Source organism: Micromonospora sp. NPDC051141, from assembly GCF_044455765.1.
GTDB lineage: Bacteria > Actinomycetota > Actinomycetes > Mycobacteriales > Micromonosporaceae > Micromonospora.
In genome coordinates this window covers 158,401-179,664 of the sequence record NZ_JBITFD010000004.1, presented here as the reverse complement: position 1 = coordinate 179,664, position 21,264 = coordinate 158,401, and the positions used below count along the sequence as shown (strand labels likewise).

Annotated in this window: 22 protein-coding genes and 3 tRNA genes; 11 read left to right on the top strand and 14 right to left on the bottom strand. The window is 73.6% G+C overall.

Annotated elements, in window-relative coordinates; genetic code table 11:
• The first annotated feature begins 254 nt into the window (after positions 1-254).
• Positions 255-464: a BldC family transcriptional regulator gene (locus tag ACIA6B_RS09150; RefSeq protein WP_007073996.1), complete on the top strand. Its 210-nt coding sequence runs from the start codon at positions 255-257 to the stop codon at positions 462-464.
• A 71-nt stretch (positions 465-535) separates the two neighbouring features.
• Here ACIA6B_RS09150 and ACIA6B_RS09145 read toward each other — a convergent pair whose 3' ends face one another.
• Positions 536-934, bottom strand: a complete 399-nt coding sequence (locus tag ACIA6B_RS09145; RefSeq protein WP_396772246.1) for a PPOX class F420-dependent oxidoreductase — start codon at positions 932-934, stop codon at positions 536-538.
• A gap of 53 nt (positions 935-987) precedes the next feature.
• Here ACIA6B_RS09145 and ACIA6B_RS09140 point away from each other — a divergent pair, with 53 nt between their 5' ends.
• Positions 988-1,767, top strand: a complete 780-nt coding sequence (locus ACIA6B_RS09140; protein WP_396772245.1) for a class I SAM-dependent methyltransferase — start codon at positions 988-990, stop codon at positions 1,765-1,767.
• A 52-nt stretch (positions 1,768-1,819) separates the two neighbouring features.
• Here ACIA6B_RS09140 and ACIA6B_RS09135 read toward each other — a convergent pair whose 3' ends face one another.
• Positions 1,820-2,107 (bottom strand): hypothetical protein, encoded by a 288-nt coding sequence (locus ACIA6B_RS09135; RefSeq protein ID WP_107157979.1) that lies wholly within the window; start codon positions 2,105-2,107, stop codon positions 1,820-1,822.
• Between the two features lie 164 nt (positions 2,108-2,271).
• On the opposite strand from ACIA6B_RS09135, the gene ACIA6B_RS09130 reads away from it, so the two are divergent.
• Together ACIA6B_RS09130 and ACIA6B_RS09125 are read left to right on the top strand one after the other, a co-directional pair.
• Positions 2,272-3,129 (top strand): 3-hydroxyacyl-CoA dehydrogenase family protein, encoded by an 858-nt coding sequence (locus ACIA6B_RS09130; RefSeq protein ID WP_396772244.1) that lies wholly within the window; start codon positions 2,272-2,274, stop codon positions 3,127-3,129.
• Positions 3,126-3,869, top strand: a complete 744-nt coding sequence (locus ACIA6B_RS09125; protein ID WP_396772243.1) for an enoyl-CoA hydratase/isomerase family protein — start codon at positions 3,126-3,128, stop codon at positions 3,867-3,869. The genes ACIA6B_RS09130 and ACIA6B_RS09125 overlap by 4 nt, the downstream gene beginning before the upstream one ends.
• Positions 3,870-3,929: 60 nt before the next feature.
• On the opposite strand, the gene ACIA6B_RS09120 is transcribed toward ACIA6B_RS09125, so the two are convergent.
• A complete protein-coding gene (locus tag ACIA6B_RS09120) occupies positions 3,930-5,267 on the bottom strand; it encodes an ABC transporter substrate-binding protein (protein WP_396772242.1) in 1,338 nt (445 codons plus the stop codon).
• 166 nt (positions 5,268-5,433) lie between these two features.
• On the opposite strand from ACIA6B_RS09120, the gene ACIA6B_RS09115 reads away from it, so the two are divergent.
• On the top strand, positions 5,434-5,823 hold the full coding sequence (locus ACIA6B_RS09115) for a hypothetical protein (RefSeq protein ID WP_107157975.1): 390 nt from the start codon (positions 5,434-5,436) through the stop codon (positions 5,821-5,823).
• Between the two features lie 33 nt (positions 5,824-5,856).
• On the top strand, positions 5,857-6,561 hold the full coding sequence (locus tag ACIA6B_RS09110; protein WP_396772241.1) for a DUF2786 domain-containing protein: 705 nt from the start codon (positions 5,857-5,859) through the stop codon (positions 6,559-6,561).
• Positions 6,562-6,586: 25 nt separating this feature from the next.
• Here ACIA6B_RS09110 and ACIA6B_RS09105 read toward each other — a convergent pair whose 3' ends face one another.
• Complete coding sequence (locus tag ACIA6B_RS09105) at positions 6,587-7,102, bottom strand: SRPBCC family protein (RefSeq protein ID WP_396772240.1); 516 nt, start codon at positions 7,100-7,102, stop codon at positions 6,587-6,589.
• 161 nt (positions 7,103-7,263) lie between these two features.
• Between ACIA6B_RS09105 and ACIA6B_RS09100 the strand changes: the two genes are divergently transcribed.
• A complete protein-coding gene (locus ACIA6B_RS09100; RefSeq protein WP_396772239.1) occupies positions 7,264-8,142 on the top strand; it encodes a hypothetical protein in 879 nt (292 codons plus the stop codon).
• A 212-nt stretch (positions 8,143-8,354) separates the two neighbouring features.
• Here ACIA6B_RS09100 and ACIA6B_RS09095 read toward each other — a convergent pair.
• From ACIA6B_RS09095 to ACIA6B_RS09060, 8 genes are all read right to left on the bottom strand, one after another.
• Positions 8,355-8,428: transfer RNA gene (locus tag ACIA6B_RS09095), tRNA-Phe, on the bottom strand.
• A gap of 74 nt (positions 8,429-8,502) precedes the next feature.
• A tRNA-Asp gene (locus ACIA6B_RS09090) sits at positions 8,503-8,576 on the bottom strand.
• A 33-nt stretch (positions 8,577-8,609) separates the two neighbouring features.
• Positions 8,610-8,682: transfer RNA gene (locus ACIA6B_RS09085), tRNA-Glu, on the bottom strand.
• 155 nt (positions 8,683-8,837) lie between these two features.
• Entirely contained in the window at positions 8,838-9,635 is a 798-nt protein-coding gene (locus ACIA6B_RS09080; protein ID WP_396772238.1) for a polysaccharide deacetylase family protein, read from the bottom strand.
• A gap of 77 nt (positions 9,636-9,712) precedes the next feature.
• The gene (locus ACIA6B_RS09075) at positions 9,713-10,660 is read right to left on the bottom strand and encodes a MerR family transcriptional regulator (RefSeq protein ID WP_396772237.1); all 948 of its coding nucleotides are present in this window, start codon (positions 10,658-10,660) and stop codon (positions 9,713-9,715) included.
• On the bottom strand, positions 10,650-11,270 hold the full coding sequence (idi, locus tag ACIA6B_RS09070) for an isopentenyl-diphosphate Delta-isomerase (RefSeq protein ID WP_396772236.1): 621 nt from the start codon (positions 11,268-11,270) through the stop codon (positions 10,650-10,652). The genes ACIA6B_RS09075 and idi overlap by 11 nt, the downstream gene beginning before the upstream one ends.
• On the bottom strand, positions 11,267-12,748 hold the full coding sequence (gene crtI, locus ACIA6B_RS09065) for a phytoene desaturase family protein (protein WP_107157970.1): 1,482 nt from the start codon (positions 12,746-12,748) through the stop codon (positions 11,267-11,269). Before crtI ends, idi begins: the two co-directional genes overlap by 4 nt.
• Positions 12,749-12,783: 35 nt before the next feature.
• Positions 12,784-13,938, bottom strand: coding sequence for a polyprenyl synthetase family protein (locus ACIA6B_RS09060; protein WP_396772235.1), 1,155 nt, complete (start codon positions 13,936-13,938; stop codon positions 12,784-12,786).
• 64 nt (positions 13,939-14,002) lie between these two features.
• Here ACIA6B_RS09060 and ACIA6B_RS09055 point away from each other — a divergent pair, with 64 nt between their 5' ends.
• Together ACIA6B_RS09055 and ACIA6B_RS09050 are read left to right on the top strand one after the other, a co-directional pair.
• A complete protein-coding gene (locus tag ACIA6B_RS09055) occupies positions 14,003-14,929 on the top strand; it encodes a phytoene/squalene synthase family protein (protein ID WP_281933517.1) in 927 nt (308 codons plus the stop codon).
• Positions 14,926-16,248, top strand: coding sequence for a cryptochrome/photolyase family protein (locus tag ACIA6B_RS09050; RefSeq protein ID WP_396772234.1), 1,323 nt, complete (start codon positions 14,926-14,928; stop codon positions 16,246-16,248). The genes ACIA6B_RS09055 and ACIA6B_RS09050 overlap by 4 nt, the downstream gene beginning before the upstream one ends.
• Positions 16,249-16,522: 274 nt before the next feature.
• Here the strand turns inward: ACIA6B_RS09050 and ACIA6B_RS09045 are convergent, their stop codons facing one another.
• Positions 16,523-17,623, bottom strand: coding sequence for a serine hydrolase domain-containing protein (locus ACIA6B_RS09045; protein WP_396772233.1), 1,101 nt, complete (start codon positions 17,621-17,623; stop codon positions 16,523-16,525).
• 93 nt (positions 17,624-17,716) lie between these two features.
• Between ACIA6B_RS09045 and ACIA6B_RS09040 the strand changes: the two genes are divergently transcribed.
• On the top strand, positions 17,717-19,201 hold the full coding sequence (locus tag ACIA6B_RS09040) for a dihydrolipoyl dehydrogenase family protein (RefSeq protein ID WP_396772232.1): 1,485 nt from the start codon (positions 17,717-17,719) through the stop codon (positions 19,199-19,201).
• Between the two features lie 4 nt (positions 19,202-19,205).
• On the opposite strand, the gene ACIA6B_RS09035 is transcribed toward ACIA6B_RS09040, so the two are convergent.
• On the bottom strand, positions 19,206-19,970 hold the full coding sequence (locus ACIA6B_RS09035) for a crotonase/enoyl-CoA hydratase family protein (protein WP_396772231.1): 765 nt from the start codon (positions 19,968-19,970) through the stop codon (positions 19,206-19,208).
• A 188-nt stretch (positions 19,971-20,158) separates the two neighbouring features.
• Here ACIA6B_RS09035 and ACIA6B_RS09030 point away from each other — a divergent pair, with 188 nt between their 5' ends.
• Entirely contained in the window at positions 20,159-21,010 is an 852-nt protein-coding gene (locus ACIA6B_RS09030; protein WP_396772230.1) for a Rieske 2Fe-2S domain-containing protein, read from the top strand.
• The last annotated feature ends 254 nt before the right edge of the window (positions 21,011-21,264 follow it).

The window sequence follows — 21,264 nt, the reverse complement described above, 5'->3', positions numbered from 1 at the left end:
CCCGGTTTGCCCCCTTCACTGGCGGGCACTGTGAGAGTGTCTCGTAATTGACGCATCACGAACCGTGATCATGAGTCCTATTAAGGTACTTTCTGCAGTGTAAAAGTCGTAAAAATCGGGCATGGTTCATCCGTCCGTCTAGGGACCTTCAGCCGTTCGGCCCATGTCGGACATCGGGGACTAGCCGGACCATGGGAGACGCGTCGGCCGGCGGGACCCCGGCCGATGTCTATACATGTGGAGGAGTGACCCCGATGGCATCGCGAACGCACGAACCCGAGCCGCTACTCACACCGGCCGAGGTGGCGTCGATGTTCCGTGTCGACCCGAAGACGGTGACCCGGTGGGCCAAGGCTGGCAAGCTCAGCGCCATCCGGACCCTGGGCGGCCACCGCCGTTACCGCGAGTCGGAGGTGCGGGCCCTGCTGCAGGGGCAGATCCCCCAGCAGCGTCAGGGGGACTGACGACCCGGACGATCTCTCAGGCGTTCCGATCAGGGGCGGTGGGACGTCGCGACAGCGACGATCCGCCGCCCTCAGTCGTGTCCGGGGGCCGGCGCGTCCAGCACGATCCGCAGCCCCACCGTGCCGCCCTCGCCCCGGCGCAACCGGCTGCCCAGCAGGCTCAACCGGCCGATCAGCCGGTACTTGCGCTTGAGCAGCTCCCGGACCCGGCGCGTGCTCTCCGGGTCGTCGATCGTCGCGTGCCCCGGCACCGCCTCGCCGTGCGGCCGACCCCGCACGTCGCACGGCGCCACCGTGACCCGGCCGTCCCGCCGGATCCGTTTCACCTTGCCGGAGTCGGACACCGTCCACACCGCCAACGCGTCGCCGTCGCGCACGGCCCACACCGGCGTCGGCACCGCCCGGCCGTCCTTGCGGAACGTGGTGAGCAGGACGTACTTCTCCGCCGCCAGGCGGTCCAGGTCGGTCACGCCGCCCAGGATACGGCTGCGACGGCGGGACCGAGCCCGGATAGCGTGCACCCATGACCGGGGACCCCACGATCGGCGACGTGTTCGGCGAGATGATCCGCGACGCGTACGCGGTGGCCACCGGCGTCGGCCCCCGTCCGATGGCCGGCGGACGGCTGCCACGACCGGTCATCGAGATCATCGAACGGGACGACGGGCTGGTCAACGGCGCGCCCGCCCGGCACTACCTGGACCCGCCGCAGCAGTGGCAGCCGCACGACCACCGGGCGGTCGACCGGGTGCACGGGCACGTGCTCGACGTCGGCGTCGGCGCCGGCCGGATCGCGCTGCACCTCCAGGAGCGCGGCGTGCCGGTCACCGGGCTGGACACCTCGCTCGGCGCGTTGCGCGTCAGCCGCCACCGGGGTGTCCGCGAGCTGGTGCACGGCACCGTCGACGAGCACGTCGCGGACGGCCGGCGCTACGACACGTTCCTGCTGCTCGGCAACAACCTCGGTCTGTTCGAGGGGCGCGAGCGCGCCCCCGCGCTGCTGGCCGCGCTCGCCGCGCTGGCCCGTCCCGGCGCGCGGGTGATCGCGCACGGCACCGACCCGTACGGCACCACCGACCCGGTGCACACCGGCTACCACGAGGCGAACCGGCGGCGCGGCCGGCTCGGCGGGCAGCTCCGGCTGCGGCTGCGCTACCGGCTGCTCGGCACCGAATGGTTCGACTACCTGGTGTGCTCGCCCGACGAGTTCGCCGAGCTGGTCCACGGCTCGCCGTGGCGACTGGCCGACGTGGACGACACCGACCGTCCGTACTACCTCGCCACGCTGGCACTGCGCCGTTAGGAAGGGGCCCCTGCCATCGCCGACGCGACAAGAAGGGGCCCCTCCTGGTGTCTCAGACCTGGACGGTGGGCGTGGTCTCCTCGGGCGGGAGGCCGCCGTCGCCGTCGACCACCTCGTCCGGCGTGCCGTCCTCGTCGATGTCGACCATGGTGATGTCCACCTTGCCGTCGCCGTCGGTGTCGAACTGGAACAGGTCGGCCTTGCCGTCGCCGTCGGTGTCCACCACCCACACGTCGGTCTTGCCGTCGTTGTTGGTGTCCGCACGAAGCAGGTCCACCCGCTCGTCACCGCGCGTCTCGACCGTCTCGGTGCGCTCCGCGCTCTCCGGTGCCTGGCTCATCTCGTTCCTTCCTTCGGCGTTGACGCCGGTCTTTACCCCGTCCGGCCGGCCCCCACGCATGCCCGGCGGACCCGTCGGCGCATAGGGTCGCATCCAGCGACGAGCGAGCGGCCGGTCCGGCGCGGCGGAGACCCCGCGCGCCACCGCCGCGGCGAGGGGACACGATGAGTGGTCGTTTTGTGGTCGTCGGGGCCGGCACCATGGGCCTCGGCATCGCGTACGTGGCGGCCGGCGCCGGGTACGCGGTCGAACTGGTCGAGGTGGACCCCGACCGGGGGGTCGACGCGGTCCGGCGGCTCGGCGAGCTGTGGGACCGCGCCGTGCAGCGGGGCAAGCTGAGCGCCGAGGCGGCCACCGCCAACCGGGTCCGGGTGACCCTGCGGGCCGGGCTGGCCGAGGTGGCCGAGGGACCGGACGTGATCGTGGAGGCGGTCCCGGAGCGTCTCGACCTCAAGCGGGCCGTGCTCCGCCAGGCCGAGGGCCGCCGGCCGGCGCTGCTCGGCAGCAACACCTCCAGCATCCCGATCGCCGAGCTGGCCGACGGGCTGGACCGCCCGGCGGACTTCCTCGGGCTGCACTTCTTCAACCCGGTCTGGGCGATGACGCTGCTGGAGGTCGTGGTCGGCGCGGCCACCGCGCCGGAGACCACCGAAGCGGCCGTCGCGCTCGCCGCCCGGCTGGGCAAGGACCCCGTCGTGGTACGCGACATGCCCGGCTTCGCCACCTCCCGGCTCGGCGTCACGCTCGGCCTGGAGGCGATCCGGATGGTGGCCGACGGGGTGGCCGCCCCGGCCGACATCGACAAGGCGATGGTGCTCGGCTACCGGCACCCGGTGGGCCCGCTGGAGCTGACCGACCTGGTCGGGCTGGACGTCCGACTCGACATCGCACGGACGCTCCAGGCCGCGTACGGGGACCGCTTCGCGCCGCCGCCGCTGCTGGTGGAGATGGTCGCCGCCGGCAGGCTGGGCAAGAAGTCCGGGCAGGGCTTCTACACCTGGGAAGGCGGCGTCAAACAATGAGCGGGCTGCGGATCGAGGAACTGCCGGACCGGCTCGTGGTCACGCTGGACCGGCCGGAGAAGCGCAACGCGATCGACGCCGACCTGGTCGGCGAGCTGCACACGGTCTGCGCCGAGTTGGAGGCGCGTCCCCGGCTGATGCTGCTCACCGGCGGGGCGGCGGGCATCTTCGCCGGCGGCGCCGACATCGGGCAGCTCCGCGAGCGCGGTCGGCTGGACGCGCTGGCCGCCATCAACCAGGGCGTCTTCGCGCGGATCCGGGCGCTGCCGATGCCCACCGTGGCGGCCGTCGACGGGCCGGCGCTGGGCGGCGGCGCCGAGCTGGCGTACGCCTGCGATCTTCGGGTGTGCACGGGCCGGGCCGTCTTCGGCCAGCCCGAGGTGCGACTGGGCATCCTGGCCGGCGCCGGCGCGACCTACCGGCTGCCGGCGTTGATCGGCGAGGCCCGGGCCAAGGAGCTGCTCTTCACCGGGCGGCGGGTGGACGCCGACGAGGCGCTGCGGATCGGCCTGGTGAACCGGGTGGTGGACGACCCGGCGGAGCTGCTGCCCAGCGCGCACGGCCTGCTCGACGAGATGGCCAAGGGCTCGGCGCTGGCGCTGCGGCTGACCAAGCTGGCGGTGGACGCGCCGTCGGCCGCGCACCCGCAGCTCGACCTGCTGAGCCAGGCGGTGCTCTTCGAGGACGAGGAGAAGCACCGGCGGATGACCGAGTTCCTGGAGCGGCGCCGGGGGCGCTGAACCCCGAACGCCGAGGGCCGCGCCGGGACGTCCCGGCGCGGCCCTCGATGCTCGTCGGGCTCAGTCCCGGATCTGCACCCCGGCGTCGGCCAGCGCGGTGATCGCAGCCGCCGACTCGCCGAATCCGATCACCAGCACGGCCTCCGGGCCGAAGCTCTTGATGTCCCCGGCGATGCCGGTGAAGTCGACGGGCGTCTTCGGGTCCTCCGGCGGCGTGTAGGTCAGCAGCTTGACCCGGTCCGCCCCGACGCCGGCCTTCTCCAGCTCGGCCCGGACGTTCTCCTGGAGGCCCTCGCCGTAGGAGTCCTTACGGGCCAGCAGCACGATCTTGCGGGGGCCGTCCCGCAGCATCACGTCGGCGAGCGCGCGACCCTGGAGGCTGTCCGGCGGGGCGGTGCGGAAGTAGAGCCCCTTGTCGTCCACGGTGCTCAGCCCCGCGTCCGTGTTCGACGGCGAGAAGAGGATCCGCCCGGCGGCCACCACGTCCGGCAGCACCGCCCGGGAGATGCCGGACGCGCCGGCGCCGATGATCACCGGGATGCCCTGGGCGACGTGCGTGGCCACGGTCGCCTTCGCCACCGCCGGGTTGGTGCCGTCGTCGCCCTCGACGAACTTCACCGGCTCGCCGAGCACCCCGCCGCCGGCGTTGATCTCGTTGACCGCGAGCGTGACCGCGGCGGCCATCGGCGGGTACGCCAACGCCAGGTCACCGGTCTTCGGCAGCAGGCCGCCGAGCACCAGCGGCGCGTCCTTCGCCTTGCCGCCCCGGGGCTTGCGGCCCCGCGGCGGCGTCTTGCTGCTCGCCCCGGACTCCTCACCGGCGCCGACGAACTCGGTCTTCGCGTCGTCGAGCTGCTGGTTGTCGAAGTGCAGCGTGCCGTAGCTCGCGGTGGCCGGCTCGCCGTTGTCGGTGAAACCGGCCCGGGTCAGCGACACCCCCCGGTACTCCAGGTCCTGGCCGGCGCGGGCGAGCTGGAGGCAGACGGCCGCCTCGTCACAGCGCTGGCCGCCGGTGGTCACGCCGACGATCTGCTTGGCGATCTCGGCCGGCGCGGTGGTGCCGGCGAGCTGGGCCGCCAACGCGCTGATCACCACGGCGTCGTACGACTCGGCGGAGTAGAGATAGTCCGTCAGCTTCGGATTGACGTTGCGTAGCCGCTCCTTGAAGCTCTCCGGCAGCGGCGTGAGCGGGGTGGTGCCCTTCATGCCGTTGAGGAGATTCGCCCGGTCCTTGAGTTCCGCGGCGAAGGAGTTCTGCATGTTGCCGTCGGTGCCGTAGAGGCGGACCTGGGTGGTGCCCGCGTCTTTCGGCTCGTCACTCCCGCAGGCGCTGGTAGCGAGCAGGAGCCCCGCGCAGGCCATGGACAGGGCCGCGCGCGACGTGCGATTTCCAAGCATGGTCGTCCTTCCTCCGGCGAAGGTCCGCTGCGCACATTAGCGTGCCGGTGCGGCACGCGGGACTGTGGACCGGGCTCCGTCGGCACCCCGACTGCGGGAATAACTCTCGGTGATCGACATGCGGGTTCCGGGTCACCGCTTGACCCCCGGCGTTACTGTTCCGCAGGTGACCGATGACGCACAGCAGACGCTGGACGACGCGACCGCCGTGCTCCGTTCGGCGCTGGCCGGCGACGGCGCCGGTGTGGTCGGCGCCTTCGACGCGGTGGTGGACCGTTCCGGGCTGGCCGGTGCGTACGGGGTGGCCTGGTGCCTGGCCGCCACCATGCTCGGCGACGACGCCCCGGCGGGCGCCGCCGCGCTCGACTTCCCCGACATCGACCAGGCCGACTACGACACCCGCTGGGTGGCCCGGTTCGTCAGCGCGTACGCCAACGACGACGCCGACACCGGCGAGGCGCTGTTCGGTGCGGCGGCAGCCGACGGGTTGCTGCCCGACTGCCTGCTCACGCTCGCCGGCTCGACCATCGCCACGCTGCGCAGCCGGGAGGACTGACCAGCCGTCGCCTCGTTGTGGTAACCCTGACTGATGTCCGAGGCGATGCTCAGCAAGGTGCGCAAGCTGCTCGCCCAGGCCGAGGACCCGGCCTGCACGCCCGCCGAGGCGGCCACGTTCATGGCCAAGGCCACCGAGTTGATCGCCCGGTACGGCGTCGACCGGGCACTGCTCGCCGCCCGGGACCCGGCCGTCGACCCGGTCGGTGACCGGACGGTCGAGGTGGTCGCCCCGTACGCCCGGGACAAGGCCGGCCTGCTCGCCGCCGTCGCCGACCCGCTGCGCTGCCGCTGCGTCCGCCGCCGCCACGGCACCGGCTTCGTCATGCACCTGTTCGGCTTCGCCAGCGACCTGGAACGGGTCGAGCTGCTCTTCACCTCGCTGCTGGTCCAGGCGGCGCACGGGCTGGCCGGGGCCGCCGTGCCGGTCGGGGAGCACCCGGCCGCGTTCCGCCGCACCTGGCTGGCCGGCTTCGCCCAGGTGATCGCCGAGCGGCTCCGCGCGGCCGAGGCCGGCGCCGCCGCCGAGGCCGGCGTGCCGTCGGTGGCGCTGGTGCTCGCCGACCGTTCCGACCGCGTCCAGCGTCGGCTCGCCGAGACGTACCCGCGCCTGCGTACCGCCCCACGCCGCCGCCTCGCCGGGGGTGGCTTCGGCTCGGGCGCCGCCGCGGGCCGCCGGGCCGACCTGGGCGACACCGGACTGACCGGCAGCGGCGCGAGCCGGGGCATCGCCGGCTGAGCCGCGTGGTCGCCCGGCGGGTCGGTCAGTCGGTGGTCCGGGTGACCGTCGCCAGGTAGCGGCAGAGCAGCTCGTGCCAGCCGGCGGTGAGCGCCTCGCGGTAGCCCTCGGCGGCCGAGCCGTGCCGGTCGAAGTAACGGTGCTCGACGTCCACCCGGGTCGAGTCGGGGCCCTCCGGGTGGAAGAGCACCTCCACCTCGCTGGCCCGGGCCGGGTCCGGCACCGGCACCCGGTCCGGCCCGATCTGCCAGGTGAAGACCAGCCGGCGGGGCGGGTCCCAGGTCAGCACGCGGCCCCAGTCGTTGCGGAAGCCGTACGGGCCGATCTCGTAGAGCATGCCGCCGGCCCTCGGCTCGACCCCGAGCGCGGCCAGCGCCTCCGGCCCGGACCAGGTGTATTCGCGCACCCACCAGTCGGCCAGCGCGCCGGTGAAGACGGCGTACGCCCGCTCGCCGGACGCCGGGACGAGGATGCTGCTGCGGAGGTAGAAGCGGTCGGATTCCTGCCGGACCTCATCCGGATCGGCCATCTCCTGTCCCATAAGCCCGGACCATACCGGCTGCTGTCTCGCTGTGCAGCTTTGCTTTCGGCTGCTTCCGGACAGCGGGAACGCCGGTTCCCGACCGTGAACCGCCCGGCGGATGTCGTATCCGAAAGCGGGTAACCGCCGCTGGCCCGGACCGACCGATGGGAGAGCGGAGCATGAGCGACAGCGGAGCCACCGAAAGGGCCCGGGAGCCGACCGTCTCCCGCGCCGCGGCCGAGCCGGAGCCGGACGTCCTGCTCGACGTGCCGGAGTTGTCGGTCGACGAGATCCGGCTCACGGTCGACGGGCTCGACGCGGACCTCTCGCTGCGGGCCCGGCTGGCCAACCTGCTCCAACTCGACGCGGGCGTGCGGGTGCACCTGGAGGGCGTCGAGTTGGACATCACCGGGGTCCGGGCCGAGGCGCTGCTCAAGGTACGGCTGGAGAAACTGGTGCAGATCCTGGACCGGGCGCTGACGACGATCGACCGCAACCCGCAACTGATCGACGCGCTGGCCCGCTCCGTCGGAGTGACTGTCGACGACGTGCACCGGGCGGCCGGCCGGGTCGCCGGGCCGGTCGTGGAGAAGGTGGCCGAGACCGGTGCGGTGCTCGACCGGACCGGACGGCAGGTGGCCGAGACCGGCGAGGTGGTCGACCGGGCCGGCCAGATCGAGCGGAGGACGCCCTCCGGGTCGGGTGCGCGGGCACCGTCCGGGGGCGGTCCGGAGGCGGGATCCTCAGCCCCGGCAGCGGAACAGCCGGCCGGCAGTGCTCGGCCGGCCGAGACCGGATCGGTGCGTGAGCCGGCGTCGGAGGCGGAAGGTGAGGCAGCCCGCTCGGGGGCCGTGGCCGGCACCGCCTCCACCCATGACGCCGGGTCCGGAGGTGACGCCGGGTCCGGCGGCGAGGCCGGGTCGGGCGGGGCGGGCCAACCGCCCGGTACCGGGGCGGCCCAGTTGGCCGGGCAGGCCGGGCAGACGTTGCGGCAGGCCGGCCGGAGCGTCTGGGAGGCGATCCAGGGCGGCATGGGCCAGCACCGCCCGAGACGATGAAACGCGCGCCCAGCCCGGCCGTCCGCAAGCGCCGCCTGCGGCGCGGGGCCGCCACGCCAGATCTTGGAAGGAAATGGCCCTCGGAGGGGCCCGGAGCTTCCTAGATCTCCTACGAAACCCGCGAGTCGTGCGACGGGATCGGTCTGTTCACAGCGAAACGCCGACCGGCGTTTCCGCTGGTCGGCGCTTCTGTAGCCCGGCGAAAGGCTATGTGGCCAGGGGCGGGGTCGAACCGCCGACCTTCCGATTTTCAGTCGGACGCTCGTACCAACTGAGCTACCTGGCCGTGGTGCTCGGCACATGCTACCGCACGGCCGATACGCAGAACGCCGCGCATGAGGTGCGCGGCGTCAGCGCTTGCGGTCCTGACGGGACTTGAACCCGCGACCTCCGCCTTGACAGGGCGGCGAGCACTCCAACTGCTCCACAGGACCTTGCTGATATTGCATCCGGCGCGAGCCGGACCGTGCCCCCAACGGGATTCGAACCCGTGCTACCGCCTTGAAAGGGCGGCGTCCTGGGCCGCTAGACGATGAGGGCGGCCCCGCCATCATTGCACACTCGCAACTTCAAGCGGACTTGCTCCCATCCGGCCCCGCCGGAGGCAGGAGAAGCATATGTCATCCCTCCTCGGACGACCAAACCGGTATGGCCGCCCGCACACCGTCGAGCGAAGCCGCAGCTCAGCAGCGGTGTCAGCGGAGCCGGACGATGCCGTACCGCCGCTTGAGATCGGGAATCAGGCGCCGGCACGCGGCCATGGTCTGGGTCCGGTCGCCGCCCGCGTCGTGCATCAGCACGACCGAACCGTGACGGGCGGCCGACTCCACCCGCGCGATGATCTTCTTTGCCGGCGGGTGGTCCCAGTCCTGCGGGTCGACGCTCCAGTGCAACGGACGCAGGCCCAGTTGCCGGGCGACGGTCAGTTCCTCGGCGGTCCACCGGCCGCCCGGCTGGCGGAACCAGGTGATCGGCGCATCGGGCGCGGCGGCGCGGATGGCCCGGTTCGTCCGTTCCAGGTCGGTCCGGATCTCGGCCGCCGGCCGCCGGCCGAGGTCCACGTCGTGTCGCCAACTGTGGTTGCAGAGCTGGTGCCCCTCGCGGACGATCTGGGCCACCAGGTGTGGGTAGCGCTTGGCCTGCTTGCCGACCAGACAGAACGTGGCGGTGACGTGGGCCGCCCGGAGCTGGGCCAGGATCTGCGGCGTGTAGCGGGGATCCGGCCCGTCGTCGAACGTGAGCGCCACCCCGGGGCTCCCGCTGCGCCGGTGCAGCCCGGCCGGGAGCTTCTTGGGCAGCGGACGCAGCGTCGGCTTCGGCTTCGGGGCGGTGCGGCTCGGCTGGGGCTTCGGACTGGGTGTCGGCGTCGGCGGCGGCGCGGCCGGGACGGACGGCTGGGCGGTGACCCGTTGGGGGGTCCTGCCCGGGCCGCCGCAGCCGGTGACGAGAAGCACCAGGCCGAGGGCGAACGCCAACAGGGTGCGTCGAGGCATCTGTCGCTCCCGGAGGGGGTCGGGTCAGACGGACTTTCCGACCGTAGTGGACGCCACCCCGGAGCGGGAGTGGGGCCTCAGCCGGCCGTCGACTGATCCAGCGAATCCCGTACGGCAACGGCCAGCGAGAGCGCCTCGGCCAGATCGACCGGGCGGACGACTCCGGCCGGTAGCGAGTCGGCCCGCCAGCCCGGCCCGGCGGCCAGCACCAGCAGCGGCCGGCGCGGGGCGGCCAGCAGTGCGATGAGCTGGTGCGGGTCGGCGGTGGCGCGGATGTGCGACCAGACCACCACGGCCGCCGGCCCGGTCCGGTTGACGGCCTCGACCAGGGCGGGCGTCGGCACCCGGGCCCCGAGCATGCGATAGCTCACACCGATCTCGGCCAGCGCGGCGGCCAGCGCCTCCAGGGGTAGCGAGTGCTGCTCCTCGTCCGCGCAGGAGAGCAGGATCCGAGGCGTTCCGACGGCCGGGTGCGCGCGCGCCACCGACGCGAACGCCTCGGAGACGCACCGGGACATCAGGTGCTCCACCTCGATCAGACCGGCGGTGGCGGCATGCCGCTCCCCGATGCCGGCGAGCACCGGCCGGAGCAGCCCCTCCCAGGTCGCCACCACGCCGTCCGCGGCGAGCGACTCCGCGATGGTGCGGCCGATCGCCACCGAGTCCAGCCGCATGGCGGCCCGGGCCAGGCCCCGGGCGACCGGCCCGGCCCGCCCGACCGGGATGGTGGCCCCGCCGCCGTCCCGGGCGGTGCTGACGCCGGCCTTCAGGCCGAGCCGTTCCGGCGGCGGCACGGCCGGCGCCTGCCGGGCCCAGCGGGCCGCCTCGGCGGGCGACACCCCCTCCACGGTCAGCCGCCGCATGATCTCCAGCCGGGCGAGGTCGGCGGGCGTGTAGCGCCGGTGGTGGCCGGGCACGTGCTCACTGGGGCCGAGACCGTACCGCTGGTGCCAGGTACGCAGCGTGGTGACCGCCACGCCCAACCGGCGCGCGACGGCCCCCGCGCTCAGCGCCTCATCGGCCACCCGACCGCTCCGGTGCCTCGGCGGCGGGCACGCCCGACCGGGACGATTCGGCGGGTCCGCCCGACCGGGCCGGGTCGGCCGGGTGCAGGAGCCGGTTCACCACGCCGCCCAGCCAGGGCGCGTACGCCCGGGGGTCGGCGTCGAGGTCGGCGATCACCGCGACCGGATCCACCCACCGCAACTCGGCCACCTCCTCCGGGTCGGGCCGGGTGGGCAGGTCGGCGGGCACGTCGGCGCGCAGCACGTGGTCGTACTCGAACTCGACCCGGCCGGTGGCCGGATCCTCGGCGTAGTAGAGGTACGTCCCCACCTCGGTCAGGCCGACCGGATCGACGCCCAGTTCCTCGCCGAGCCGGCGGTTGGCGGCGTCGGCCAGCGTCTGGCCGGGCAGCGGGTGCCCGCAGCAGGAGTTCGCCCAGCGCAGCGGGAACCGGGTCTTGACCGCGGCCCGCCGCTGGAGCAGGACCCGTCCGGCGGGGTCGACGAGCAGCACCGAGAAGGCCCGGTGCAGCCGGCCGGGCGGCTGGTGGGCGGTGGCCACGGTGGTCTCGCCGATCACCCGGCCACCGTCGTCGACCAGCTCGACCAGGTGCTTCTCCCGCCCGGTCACGAGGTGTGCCCGGTGATCCGGGAGGCGGCCAGCTTGCCGCTGATCAGCACCATCGGCACCCCCACGCCGGGCTGGGTCCCGGAGCCGACGAAGACCACGTTGCCCAGCGTGCGGTGCAGGTTCGACGGCCGGAACGGGCCGGTCTGGAAGAGGCTGTGCGCGGCGGCGAACGGGGTGCCGGCGGCCATTCCCTGCGCCGCCCAGTCGGCCGGTGTGACGGTGCGCAGCACCTCGATGCCGTCGCCGAAACCGACGTAGCCGCGCTCCTCCAGCGTGGCCACGAGTTGGTCGGCGTAGCGCCCGGTGAGGTCACCGGCCCAGTCGAACGGCGCCCGGTCGAGGTTCGGCACCGGGGCCAGTACGTAGTAGGTGTGCCGGCCGGCCGGGGCCACCGACGGGTCGGTGCGGCTCGGGTTCGTCACCAGCAGCGACGGGTCGGTCATCAGCTCGCCTCGCCGGATCACCTCGTCGAACGTGCCCTTCCAGGCACGTCCGAAGTGGATGTTGTGGTGGGCGATCTTGCCATAGCCCTGCGTCGAACCGACGTGCAGGACCACGCAGGACGGCGAGTAGGTGAGCTTGCGCTGTCGGCTCTCCGGCAGCAGCTCCTGGTAGGCGACGGGCAGGTCGGGGTTGAGCACCACCACGTCGGCCGGGACGAACTCGCCGTCCGAGGTGATCACGCCGGTGGCCCGGCCGTGGGCGGTCTCGACCCGGGTCACCGTGGTGCCGTACCGGATCTGCACGCCGTGCTTCTCGGCCGCGCCGGCCATGCCGCGGGAGACCGCGTGGATGCCGCCGCGCGGGAAGCTGACCCCGGCCACCGAGTCGAGGTACGCGATGACCGTGTAGATGGCCAGCGCGTCGTGCGGCGACAGGCCGGCGTACATCGCCTGGAAGGAGAAGATCCGCTGGGTACGCGGGTCGCGGAAGAACTGGTTGATCTTTGTCTGGAGTCGCCGGAACGCGCCGTTGGCGAACAGCTTCAGCAGGTTGCCGGTGAGCAGGTCGGTCGGCGCGTCGAGGTTGCGCTCGATGAAGTCGGCCCGCTCCCACTTCCACAGGTTGCGCGCGTAGTCGACGAAGCGCAGGTAGCCGTCCGCCTCCCGGGGACCGCAGACCTTCGCGATCTCGGCGGCCATCCGGGTGGTGTCGGTGATGACGTCGAGCGTCGACCCGTCCGGGTAGTAGGCACGGTAGGCCGGGTCGAGCGGGGTCAGATCGAGCCAGTCGCCCAGCTCCTCGCCCACCGCGCCCAGCGCCTCGGCGATCAGGTCGGGCATGGTGAGCACGGTCGGCCCGGTGTCGAACTCGTACCCGTCGACGCTGAGCCGGCCGGCCCGCCCGCCGGGCACCGGCTCGCGTTCCAGCACGGTCACCTGACGGCCGCTGCCGGCCAGGTGCAGCGCACAGGCCAGCCCACCCAGCCCGGCACCGACCACGACCACCCGGTCGGTCCGTCCGTTCACGGTGCGCATTCCGGCTCCCTTGCTCGTGCTCACGGAGGTGTTCATCAGGACCGCCGCGCGGTGGCGGCGGTGGCGAGGCCGGTCAGCGCGGTGCGCGCGGTCTCGTCGATGGGTGCGGTGTCGAGCGCGGACAACGCCTCGGTGACCCGCTCGGCGATCATCCGTTCCACCCCGGCCGCGGCCCCGGTGTCCCGGACCAGGTCGGCCAGGTGAGCGACCTCGGACGCGTCGGCGACCGTGCCGGCCCGGTCCAGCGTGCGGCGTTGCGTCGGGTCGGCGAGCTGCCGGGCCAGCATCAGCAACACGGTCGGCTTGCCGGTGCGCAGGTCGTCCCCGGCCGGCTTGCCGGTGGCCGCCGGATCGCCGTAGACGCCGAGCAGATCGTCGCGGAGCTGGAACGCCTCCCCGACGGCCAGCCCGTAGCGGGTGTACGCCGCGATCAGCGGGCCGTCCGCGTCGGCGCCGCCCAGGCAGGCGCCGAAGAGCAGCGGTCGCTGGACGGTGTAGCTGGCGGTCTTGTAGCGGGCCACCCGCAGCGCCCGGTCGACCGACCAGCTCGCCGCGTCGTTCTCGCCGAGCACGTCGAGGAACTGCCCGGCGACCGTCTCCACCCGCATCTGGTCGTAGCAGCGGCGCACGTCGAGCAGCCGGTCCGCGGGCACGGTGGCGTGTGCCATCAGCCGGTCGGCCCAGACCATGCAGAGGTCGCCGATGAGCACGGCCACCGCCTCGCCGTACCGGTCGGGATCGCCGGTGTGCCCGGCGGCCCGGTGCCGCGCGGCGGCGGCGCGGTGTGCGGTGGGCCGGCCGCGCCGGGTGTCGGAGGCGTCCATCACGTCGTCGTGCACCAGCGCGAACGCGTGCAGCAGCTCCAGCGCGGAGAGGGCGGGCAGCACCGTGCCGAGCGGCGCGTCGCCGCCGACCACCCCGCGCCACCCCCAGTACGCGAACGTGGGACGCACCCGCTTGCCGCCGGCCAGCACGGAGTCCCGTGCGGTCGCGGCGAAACCGCCCATGGCTGCGTCGATCTCGGTCAGTGCGTCGACTTCGGCGGCCAGGAATGCAGCCAACGTGTCGTCGACGCCCCTGACCAGGTCTTTCGTGAACGCGGCCAGTACGCCGCGGACCGGATCGTCCGTCGCTTCCGGCTGTGCCGGCGCGACGCGGAGCGCATTACCCGCAACTGCGTCGTTGGCCATGTGAGGGAGCGTACCCTAGGGTTACGAGTTGCGTCGATTGCTGCGTCGAAACTGAGGAGGGCCGGTGGACACGGATCTCACCGCTGCCTATGACCGTTGCCGCGAGCTGCACCGGCGTCACGGCCGTACCTACTATCTCGCCACCCGGCTGCTCCCCGCTTGGAAACGGCGGCATGTGCACGCCCTGTACGGCTTCACCCGCTACGCGGACGAGATCGTCGACCGCACCGAGGACCTGCCGCCCGCCGAGCGGGCCGCCAGGCTGCGCGAGTGGTCGGACCGGTTCGTCGCCGGTCTGCACGGTGCGTCGGTCGACGACCCGCTGCTCCCCGCCGTGCTGCACACCATCGCCGTGTTCGACCTGGACCGCGCCGACTTCGCGTCGTTCCTGCGCAGCATGGCGATGGACCTGACGGTGATGTCGTACCCGACCTACGACGACCTGCTCGACTACATGGAGGGCTCGGCCGCCGTCATCGGCACCATGATGCTGCCGATCCTGGGCAGCTCCGATCCGGCCGCCGCCCGGGAACCCGCCCGCCAACTCGGCTTCGCGTTCCAGCTCACCAACTTCATCCGGGACGTCGCCGAGGACCTCGACCGCGGCCGGACCTACCTGCCCGACGAGGACCTGGCCAAGTTCGACGTCACCCGCGACGACCTGCTCGCCGCGAAGGCCGCCGGGCGGACCACGCCGGCGATCCGCGAGCTGATCGAGTACGAGGTGACCCGCGCCCAGGCCCACTACCTCGCCGCCGCGCCCGGCATCCCGCTGCTCAACCCCGCCTCGCAGGCGTGCATGCGCACCGCGTACGCGCTCTACGGCGGCATCCTCGACGAGGTCGCCGCCCAGGACTTCGACGTCTTCGTCCGCCGGGCCCTGGTGCCGCAGCGGCGGCGGATGTCGGTGGCCGCCCGGTCGCTGCTCACCCCGACCGGCACGCCGGTGCGGGTGCCCGGCCCGGCGCTCACCCCGGCCCTGGCCGGATGACCGAGCGTACGGCCGTCGTGCTGTTCACCCGCGACCTGCGGGTGCACGACCACCCGGCGCTCGCGGCGGCCGTCTCGGCCTTCGACCGGGTGGTGCCGCTCTACGTGCTCGACCCGACGCTTGCGAAGCTCTCCCCGAACCGCACCCGCTTCCTCCACCAGAGCCTGGCCGAGCTGCGCGAGTCGCTGCGCAAACGCGGCGGCGACCTGGTCGTCCGACGCGGCGATCCGGTGGCCGAGACGGTCAAGCTGGCGCGGCAGGTCGGCGCCGAGGGCATCGGGCTCTCCGCCGACGTGACCCGGTACGCCCACCGGCGGGAACGCCGCCTGCGCGCCGAGTGCGAGCGGCACCGGATGTTCCTCCGGCTATTCCCCGGGCTGACCATCGTCGAGCCGGGCGCGCTGCGGCCGACCGGCGGCGACCACTACCGGGTGTTCAGCCCCTACTTCCGCGCCTGGCAGGGGGTGCAACTCCGGGAGGAGTTGGCCGCGCCGAAGCGGGTCCGGCTGCCCGACGGCGTCGACCCGGGCCGGCTGCCGGAACCGCCGAAGGGCGACAGCCCGGACGCCGCCGAGGGCGGGGAGAGCGTCGCCCGGCGCCGCCTCACCGCCTGGCTCCCCACCCTCGACCGGTACGACGACATCCACGACGACATGGCCGGCGACGACACCTCCCGGCTCAGCCCGTACCTCCGATGGGGTTGCGTCTCCCCGCTGGCGGTGGCGAACCGGGCCGGTGACCGCGACGGGCCGTTCGTTCGGCAGCTCTGCTGGCGCGACTTCTACCACCAGGTCGTCGCCGGTTTCCCGGACCTGTCCACCACCGCCTACCGGCGGGGCGCCCGGGAGGACTGGCGGGACGACAGCCACGCGCTGGCGGCCTGGACGGAGGGGCGCACCGGGATGCCGATCGTGGACGCCGGCATGCGGCAGATGCGCGCCCAGGGCTGGATGCACAACCGGGCCCGGTTGATCACGGCCGGCTACCTGACCAAGCATCTCGGGCTGGACTGGCGGCCGGGCCTGGACGTCTTCTTCCGCTGGCTGCTCGACGGCGACCGGGTCAACAACTCCGGCAACTGGCAGTGGGTGGCCGGCACCGGCAACGACTCCCGGCCGTACCGGGGCTTCAACCCGGTGCGGCAGGCCGAGCGCTACGACCCGGACGGCGCGTACGTGCGGCGCTGGGTGCCGGAGTTGGAGTCGGTGCCGGGCAAGGCGGTGCACCAGCCGTGGCGGCTGCCCGACGAGACCCGCCGGGGCCTCGACTACCCGCCGCCGCTGGACGTCCCCGGCAGCGACCCGGTCTGGATGCGCTGAGTCGACCCGGCGCACGCCGATCACCTTCCGTGACTTCAGCGTCCGGCCGGAACCTTGCCTCCGGTTCCCTTTGCTCTGCAGCCATATCCGCACCGGTAACGGAACGTGGCTGACAGCCCGCCCACGCCGTTGCGGCGCGGCGGCTGAACTGCCTGCTGAAGACCATGCTGCGCCATTGGCTGCAGAGCAAAGGCGAAAACTGGGGGCGGGGTCTTCCCGCCGGAGGATCACCCTGCGCAACAAGGCTCCATCGTCACGCTCGGTAGCGAGCGGGTCAGAGGCAGGAGTGCAACGCCTCGGCCAGTTCGTCCACCCGGTCGTGGTCGGCCAGCCGCGCGGTCGCGTAGGCGAACGTGTAGCCGCGCGCCGGGTCGGCCCAGGCGCTGCTGCCACCGAGCCCGCCCATGCCCCAACTGCCGTCCGGCTCCCACTGCATGCCGAGCGTCCAGTGCGCCGTGCGGTCCAGCACCAGATCCGGGCCGGCGTACTGCACCCGGGTCGCCTCGGCCACCAGGTCCGCACCGAACAGCCGGATCCCGTCGAGGATGCCGCCGGCGAGCAGACCCGCGTAGAACCGGGCCAGCCCGGACGCGGTGGCGTGCAGGTTCACCGCCGGGATCTCCGCGGCCCGCCACGCGTCGCCGTTCACCACCGCGACGTCCCGCCCGCCCGGCGGGTTGTCAAGCGCCCGGGCCCGCAGCGAGCCTGGCTCACCGCGCGTTCGGTCCGGCCAGCCCGGATCGCCGTACGACAGGTCGGCGCACCGCCGCCGGTCGGCCGACCCCAGTCCGAAGGCCAGATCCAGCCGCCACGGGCCGGCGATCTCCTCGGCCAGGAAGCGCCCCACCGACCGCCCGTCCACCCGGCGGACCAGCTCACCCACCAGGTGCCCGTACGTCCAGGCGTGCTCGCCCGCGACGGTGCCCGGCACCCATTCGGGCTCGGCCGCGGCCAGGTCGGCGCAGAGCAGCTCCCAGTCGGTGACCGCCTCGGCGGGCCGGGGCACCGGGAAGGCCGGCAACCCGGCGGTGTGGTCGAGCACCTGCCGCACGGTGGCCGGGGCCCGGAACCCCGGCCAGTACGCGGACACCGGCGCGTCCAGCTCCACCCGACCCCGGTCGACGAGCCACAACAGGCAGCACGCCACCACCGGCTTGCCCACCGAGTAGACGTCGACGAGCGTGTCCGGCAGCCATGGCCGACCCGCCCCGACGGCCGGTGTCACCGCACCGGGCGGTACGGCGGCGCGGCTGCCGCCCACCAGCTCCAGCACCGGTGTGCCGTCGTGCCAGACGGACAGCGCCGCGCCGGTCTCCCGGCCGGCGGCGAACAGGTCGTGGAAGCAGTCCCGGACCGGGGCGAAACGCGCGTGCATCCGGTCACGGTAGGCCGTCGCACTCATTACCGGCGGAGGAATTCCGGCCGGGTCCGGTGGTCGGCGGCCCCGGCCGTGCGGAATGCTGGCGGGATGGCAGAGCCGGAACTGGTGGACGTGGTCGTGGTCGGGCTCGGCGTCGGCGGCGAGGAGGTGGCCGGGCGGCTCGCCGAGGCCGGCCTCGACGTGGTCGGCATCGAACGGGACCTGGTCGGTGGCGAGTGCCCCTACTGGGGGTGCGTGCCGAGCAAGATGATGATCCGGGCGGCCAACGCGTTGGCCGAGGCGCACCGGGTGAACGAGCTGGCCGGGTCCGCGCAGGTGCGCCCCGACTGGGCGCCGGTGGCGAAGCGGATCCGGGAGGAGGCCACCGACACCTGGGACGACAGGGCGGCGGTGGACCGCTTCACCGGCAAGGGTGGCCGGTTCGTACGCGGCAGCGGCCGGCTCGACGGCCCGAACCGGGTACGCGTCGGCGACCAGGTCTTCGAGGCCCGCTACGGGGTGGTGCTCGGCACCGGCACCCGGCCCTCGATCCCACCGGTCGACGGGCTGGCTGACACCCCGTACTGGACCAACCACCAGGCCATTGAAGTCGAGGAGCTGCCGGGCACGATGCTGGTGCTCGGCGGCGGCGCGATCGGGCTGGAACTGGCCCAGGTGTTCGCCCGGTTCGGCGTGCGGGTCACCGTCGTCGAGGCCGCCGACCGGGTGCTCGCCGTCGAGGAACCGGAGGCGTCCGCGCTCGCCGCCGACGCGCTGCGCGCCGACGGGGTGGAGATCCACACCGGGGTCAAGGCCGGCCGGGTCAGCCACGACGGCGACGAGTTCACCGTCCACGGCGACGGCGCCACGTTCCGTGGTGAGAAGCTGCTGGTGGTGACCGGCCGCCGGGCGCACCTGGAGGAGTTGGGACTGGACACGGTCGGCGTGGACGCCGCGCAGCGCTACCTGCCGGTCAACGACCGGATGCACGTCACCGAGGGCATCTGGGCGGTCGGCGACCTCACCGGCGAGGGCGCGTTCACCCACATCGCGATGTACCAGGCCGGCATCGTGGTGGCCGACGTGCTCGACCACATGCGGCGGACCCGGGGCGGCCCGGACGCCAGTGGCACCGCGAGCGTGGTTGGCGGCGCGGCCGGCGTGGTCAGCGCCGTCGGCGGTGCGATGAGCGCGGGCGGGTCGACGGTCGCGCCGGGCAGCGTCCCGGTCGCCGACTACCGGGCGCTGCCCCGGGTCACGTTCACCGACCCCGAGGTGGGCGCCGTCGGCCTCACCGAGCAGCAGGCCCGTGACCGGGGCATCAACGTCCAGATCGGGTTCACCGACCTGACCTCGTCGACCCGGGGCTGGATCCACAAGACCGGCAACGCCGGCTTCGTCAAGCTGGTCGCCGACGCCGACCAGGGCGTGCTGGTCGGCGCCACCTCGGCCGGCCCGGCCGGCGGCGAGGTGCTCTCCGCGCTGCTGGTGGCCGTGCACGCGGCGGTGCCGATCAGCCAGCTCCGGCACATGATCTACACGTATCCGACGTTCCACCGGGCCATCGAGGACGCGTTGCGCAACCTGAAGTGACGCCTCAGCCGGCCGGCGCACCGTGCCGGCCGGCACCGGCGGCGAACCGGCCGGCGCCGCGCACCCCGTCGACCGCGAGCGACTCCGTGCCGTAGGCCAGCTCCACGGCGAGCGCCTCCGGCTCCGGCCGGCCGGCGCCGTCGAGCAGCGCCGCCCGGTCGTTGCGCAGGCAGGTCTGCGGGTGCCGGGCGATCTCGGCGGCCAGCCGCTCGGCCTCCGCCCGGGCCGCACCGGGCGGGACCAACCGGTTCACCAACCCCATCGCGTACGCCTCGTCGGCCGGCACCGGCCGCCCGGTGAGGATCAGGTCCATCGCCCGGCTCTCCCCGATCAGCCGGGGCAGCCGGACCGTCCCGCCGTCGATCAGCGGCACCCCCCAGCGCCGGCAGAACACCCCGAGCGTCGCGTCCGACTCGGCGACCCGCAGGTCGCACCAGAGCGCCAGCTCCAGGCCGCCGGCCACCGCGTACCCGGAGATCGCGGCGACGACCGGCTTGGACAGACGCATCCGGGTCGGACCCATCGGACCGTCGCCCTCGGCCTCGACCCGGTTGCCGCGCGCCGTGCCGATCGCCTTGAGGTCGGCGCCCGAGCAGAACGTGCCGCCCGCGCCCCAGAGCACGGCGACCGCCGCGTCCGGGTCGGCGTCGAACGCGCGGAACGCGTCGGCAAGCGCCCGGGCGGTCGGCCCGTCCACCGCGTTCCGGGCCTCCGGCCGATCCAGGATCACCGTGGTAACCCCATCGGCGTGCTCGACGCGTACCCCCACCACCCCAGCATGCCCGCGACGACACCGGACCCGCTACCAGCCGACCGGACCCGCTACCAGCCGACCGGGCGCGCAGATTCACGGAAAGAGTGCCCATCCGAGGCGTGATGGGCACTCTTTCCGTGAATCTGCAGGCGAGGAATGCCGGCGTCCGGTTTGGGGGCTCTGCTGCCGGGAAGTCGGAACAGGTGCGCCAACTACTGACGAAGCTTGAACAGGCCTCCGGGCTCGACCGGGTCGGCGACCGGGTCCAGCGCGTCGTGCAGGGCACGCTGCGCTCGCAACGCGTCCGGGACGCGCTGCACGGCGTCTGGCTGGGCCATCCGCTGCACCCCGCCATGGTGCAGGTACCGGTCGGCGCGTGGATCTCCGCCGCCGTGGTGGACCTGCTGCCCGGCCAGCGCCGGGCCGCCACCGCGCTGGTCGGGCTCGGCACGGTCAGCGCGTTGCCGGCGGCGGTCGCCGGGTGGAACGACTGGGCGGCGCTCTCCCGGGACCAGCGGCGGATCGGGCTCGTGCACGCCGGGGCCAACATCGTCGGCCTCACGCTCTACGCCAGCTCGCTGGCGGCCCGACTGAACGGGCGGCACGGCCTCGGCCGGGCGCTGGCCTACCTGGGGCTGTCCGCGGCCGGCGGCGGCGCGTACCTGGGTGGGCACCTCGCCTACAAGCAGGGCGCCCAGGTCAGCCAGAGCGTCTCCGACCTGCACCTGATCGGCGACGGCTGGCACCCGGTGGGCGACCTGAACAGCCTGCCGCAGCGCGAACTGGTCACCCGGGAGATCGACGACGTCTCGGTGATCCTCTACCGGCACGGTGACGACGTGACCGTGATGTTGGAGCGCTGCCCGCACCAGAGCGGCCCGCTCGGTGAGGGTGAGGTGCGGCAGATCGACGGCCACGCCTGCGTGGTGTGCCCGTGGCACGGCAGCGCGTTCCGTCTCAACGGCGGCGAGGTGGTGCACGGCCCGGCCGCCAACGACCAGATCGTGCTGCCCACCCGCGTGGTCTCCGGCCGGGTCGAGGCCCGGCTGCCCTGAGCCGGCTGCCCTGAGCCGGCTGCCCTGAGCCGGCTGCCCTGAGCCGGCGGCGCATCCGGCTGCGTGCCCACCGTTCGGCCGCCGGCGGCGCATCCGGAGCATCCGGCACCCGGCGAGCGGCGGCGCACCGGCCTCGGTCGCGCTGCGGTGGACGGGTTTCGGTCGCGCTGCGGTGGACGGGTTTCGGTCGCGCTGCGGTGGACGGGTTTCGGTCGCGCTGCGGTGGACGGGTTTCGGTCGCGCTGCGGTGGACG

What these genes read in the sequence shown, in the direction of transcription:
- ACIA6B_RS09045 (WP_396772233.1), bottom strand. Translation starts at nt 17,623, where the DNA reads ATGCACGCGCGTTTCGCCCCGGTCCGGGACTGCTTCCACGACCTGTTC.
- ACIA6B_RS09040 (WP_396772232.1), top strand. Translation starts at nt 17,717, where the DNA reads ATGGCAGAGCCGGAACTGGTGGACGTGGTCGTGGTCGGGCTCGGCGTC.
- ACIA6B_RS09120 (WP_396772242.1), bottom strand. Translation starts at nt 5,267, where the DNA reads ATGCTTGGAAATCGCACGTCGCGCGCGGCCCTGTCCATGGCCTGCGCG.
- ACIA6B_RS09125 (WP_396772243.1), top strand. Translation starts at nt 3,126, where the DNA reads ATGAGCGGGCTGCGGATCGAGGAACTGCCGGACCGGCTCGTGGTCACG.
- ACIA6B_RS09050 (WP_396772234.1), top strand. Translation starts at nt 14,926, where the DNA reads ATGACCGAGCGTACGGCCGTCGTGCTGTTCACCCGCGACCTGCGGGTG.
- ACIA6B_RS09150 (WP_007073996.1), top strand. Translation starts at nt 255, where the DNA reads ATGGCATCGCGAACGCACGAACCCGAGCCGCTACTCACACCGGCCGAG.
- ACIA6B_RS09135 (WP_107157979.1), bottom strand. Translation starts at nt 2,107, where the DNA reads ATGAGCCAGGCACCGGAGAGCGCGGAGCGCACCGAGACGGTCGAGACG.
- ACIA6B_RS09100 (WP_396772239.1), top strand. Translation starts at nt 7,264, where the DNA reads ATGAGCGACAGCGGAGCCACCGAAAGGGCCCGGGAGCCGACCGTCTCC.
- ACIA6B_RS09140 (WP_396772245.1), top strand. Translation starts at nt 988, where the DNA reads ATGACCGGGGACCCCACGATCGGCGACGTGTTCGGCGAGATGATCCGC.
- ACIA6B_RS09110 (WP_396772241.1), top strand. Translation starts at nt 5,857, where the DNA reads ATGTCCGAGGCGATGCTCAGCAAGGTGCGCAAGCTGCTCGCCCAGGCC.
- ACIA6B_RS09105 (WP_396772240.1), bottom strand. Translation starts at nt 7,102, where the DNA reads ATGGGACAGGAGATGGCCGATCCGGATGAGGTCCGGCAGGAATCCGAC.
- crtI (WP_107157970.1), bottom strand. Translation starts at nt 12,748, where the DNA reads ATGCGCACCGTGAACGGACGGACCGACCGGGTGGTCGTGGTCGGTGCC.
- ACIA6B_RS09060 (WP_396772235.1), bottom strand. Translation starts at nt 13,938, where the DNA reads ATGGCCAACGACGCAGTTGCGGGTAATGCGCTCCGCGTCGCGCCGGCA.
- ACIA6B_RS09080 (WP_396772238.1), bottom strand. Translation starts at nt 9,635, where the DNA reads ATGCCTCGACGCACCCTGTTGGCGTTCGCCCTCGGCCTGGTGCTTCTC.
- ACIA6B_RS09130 (WP_396772244.1), top strand. Translation starts at nt 2,272, where the DNA reads ATGAGTGGTCGTTTTGTGGTCGTCGGGGCCGGCACCATGGGCCTCGGC.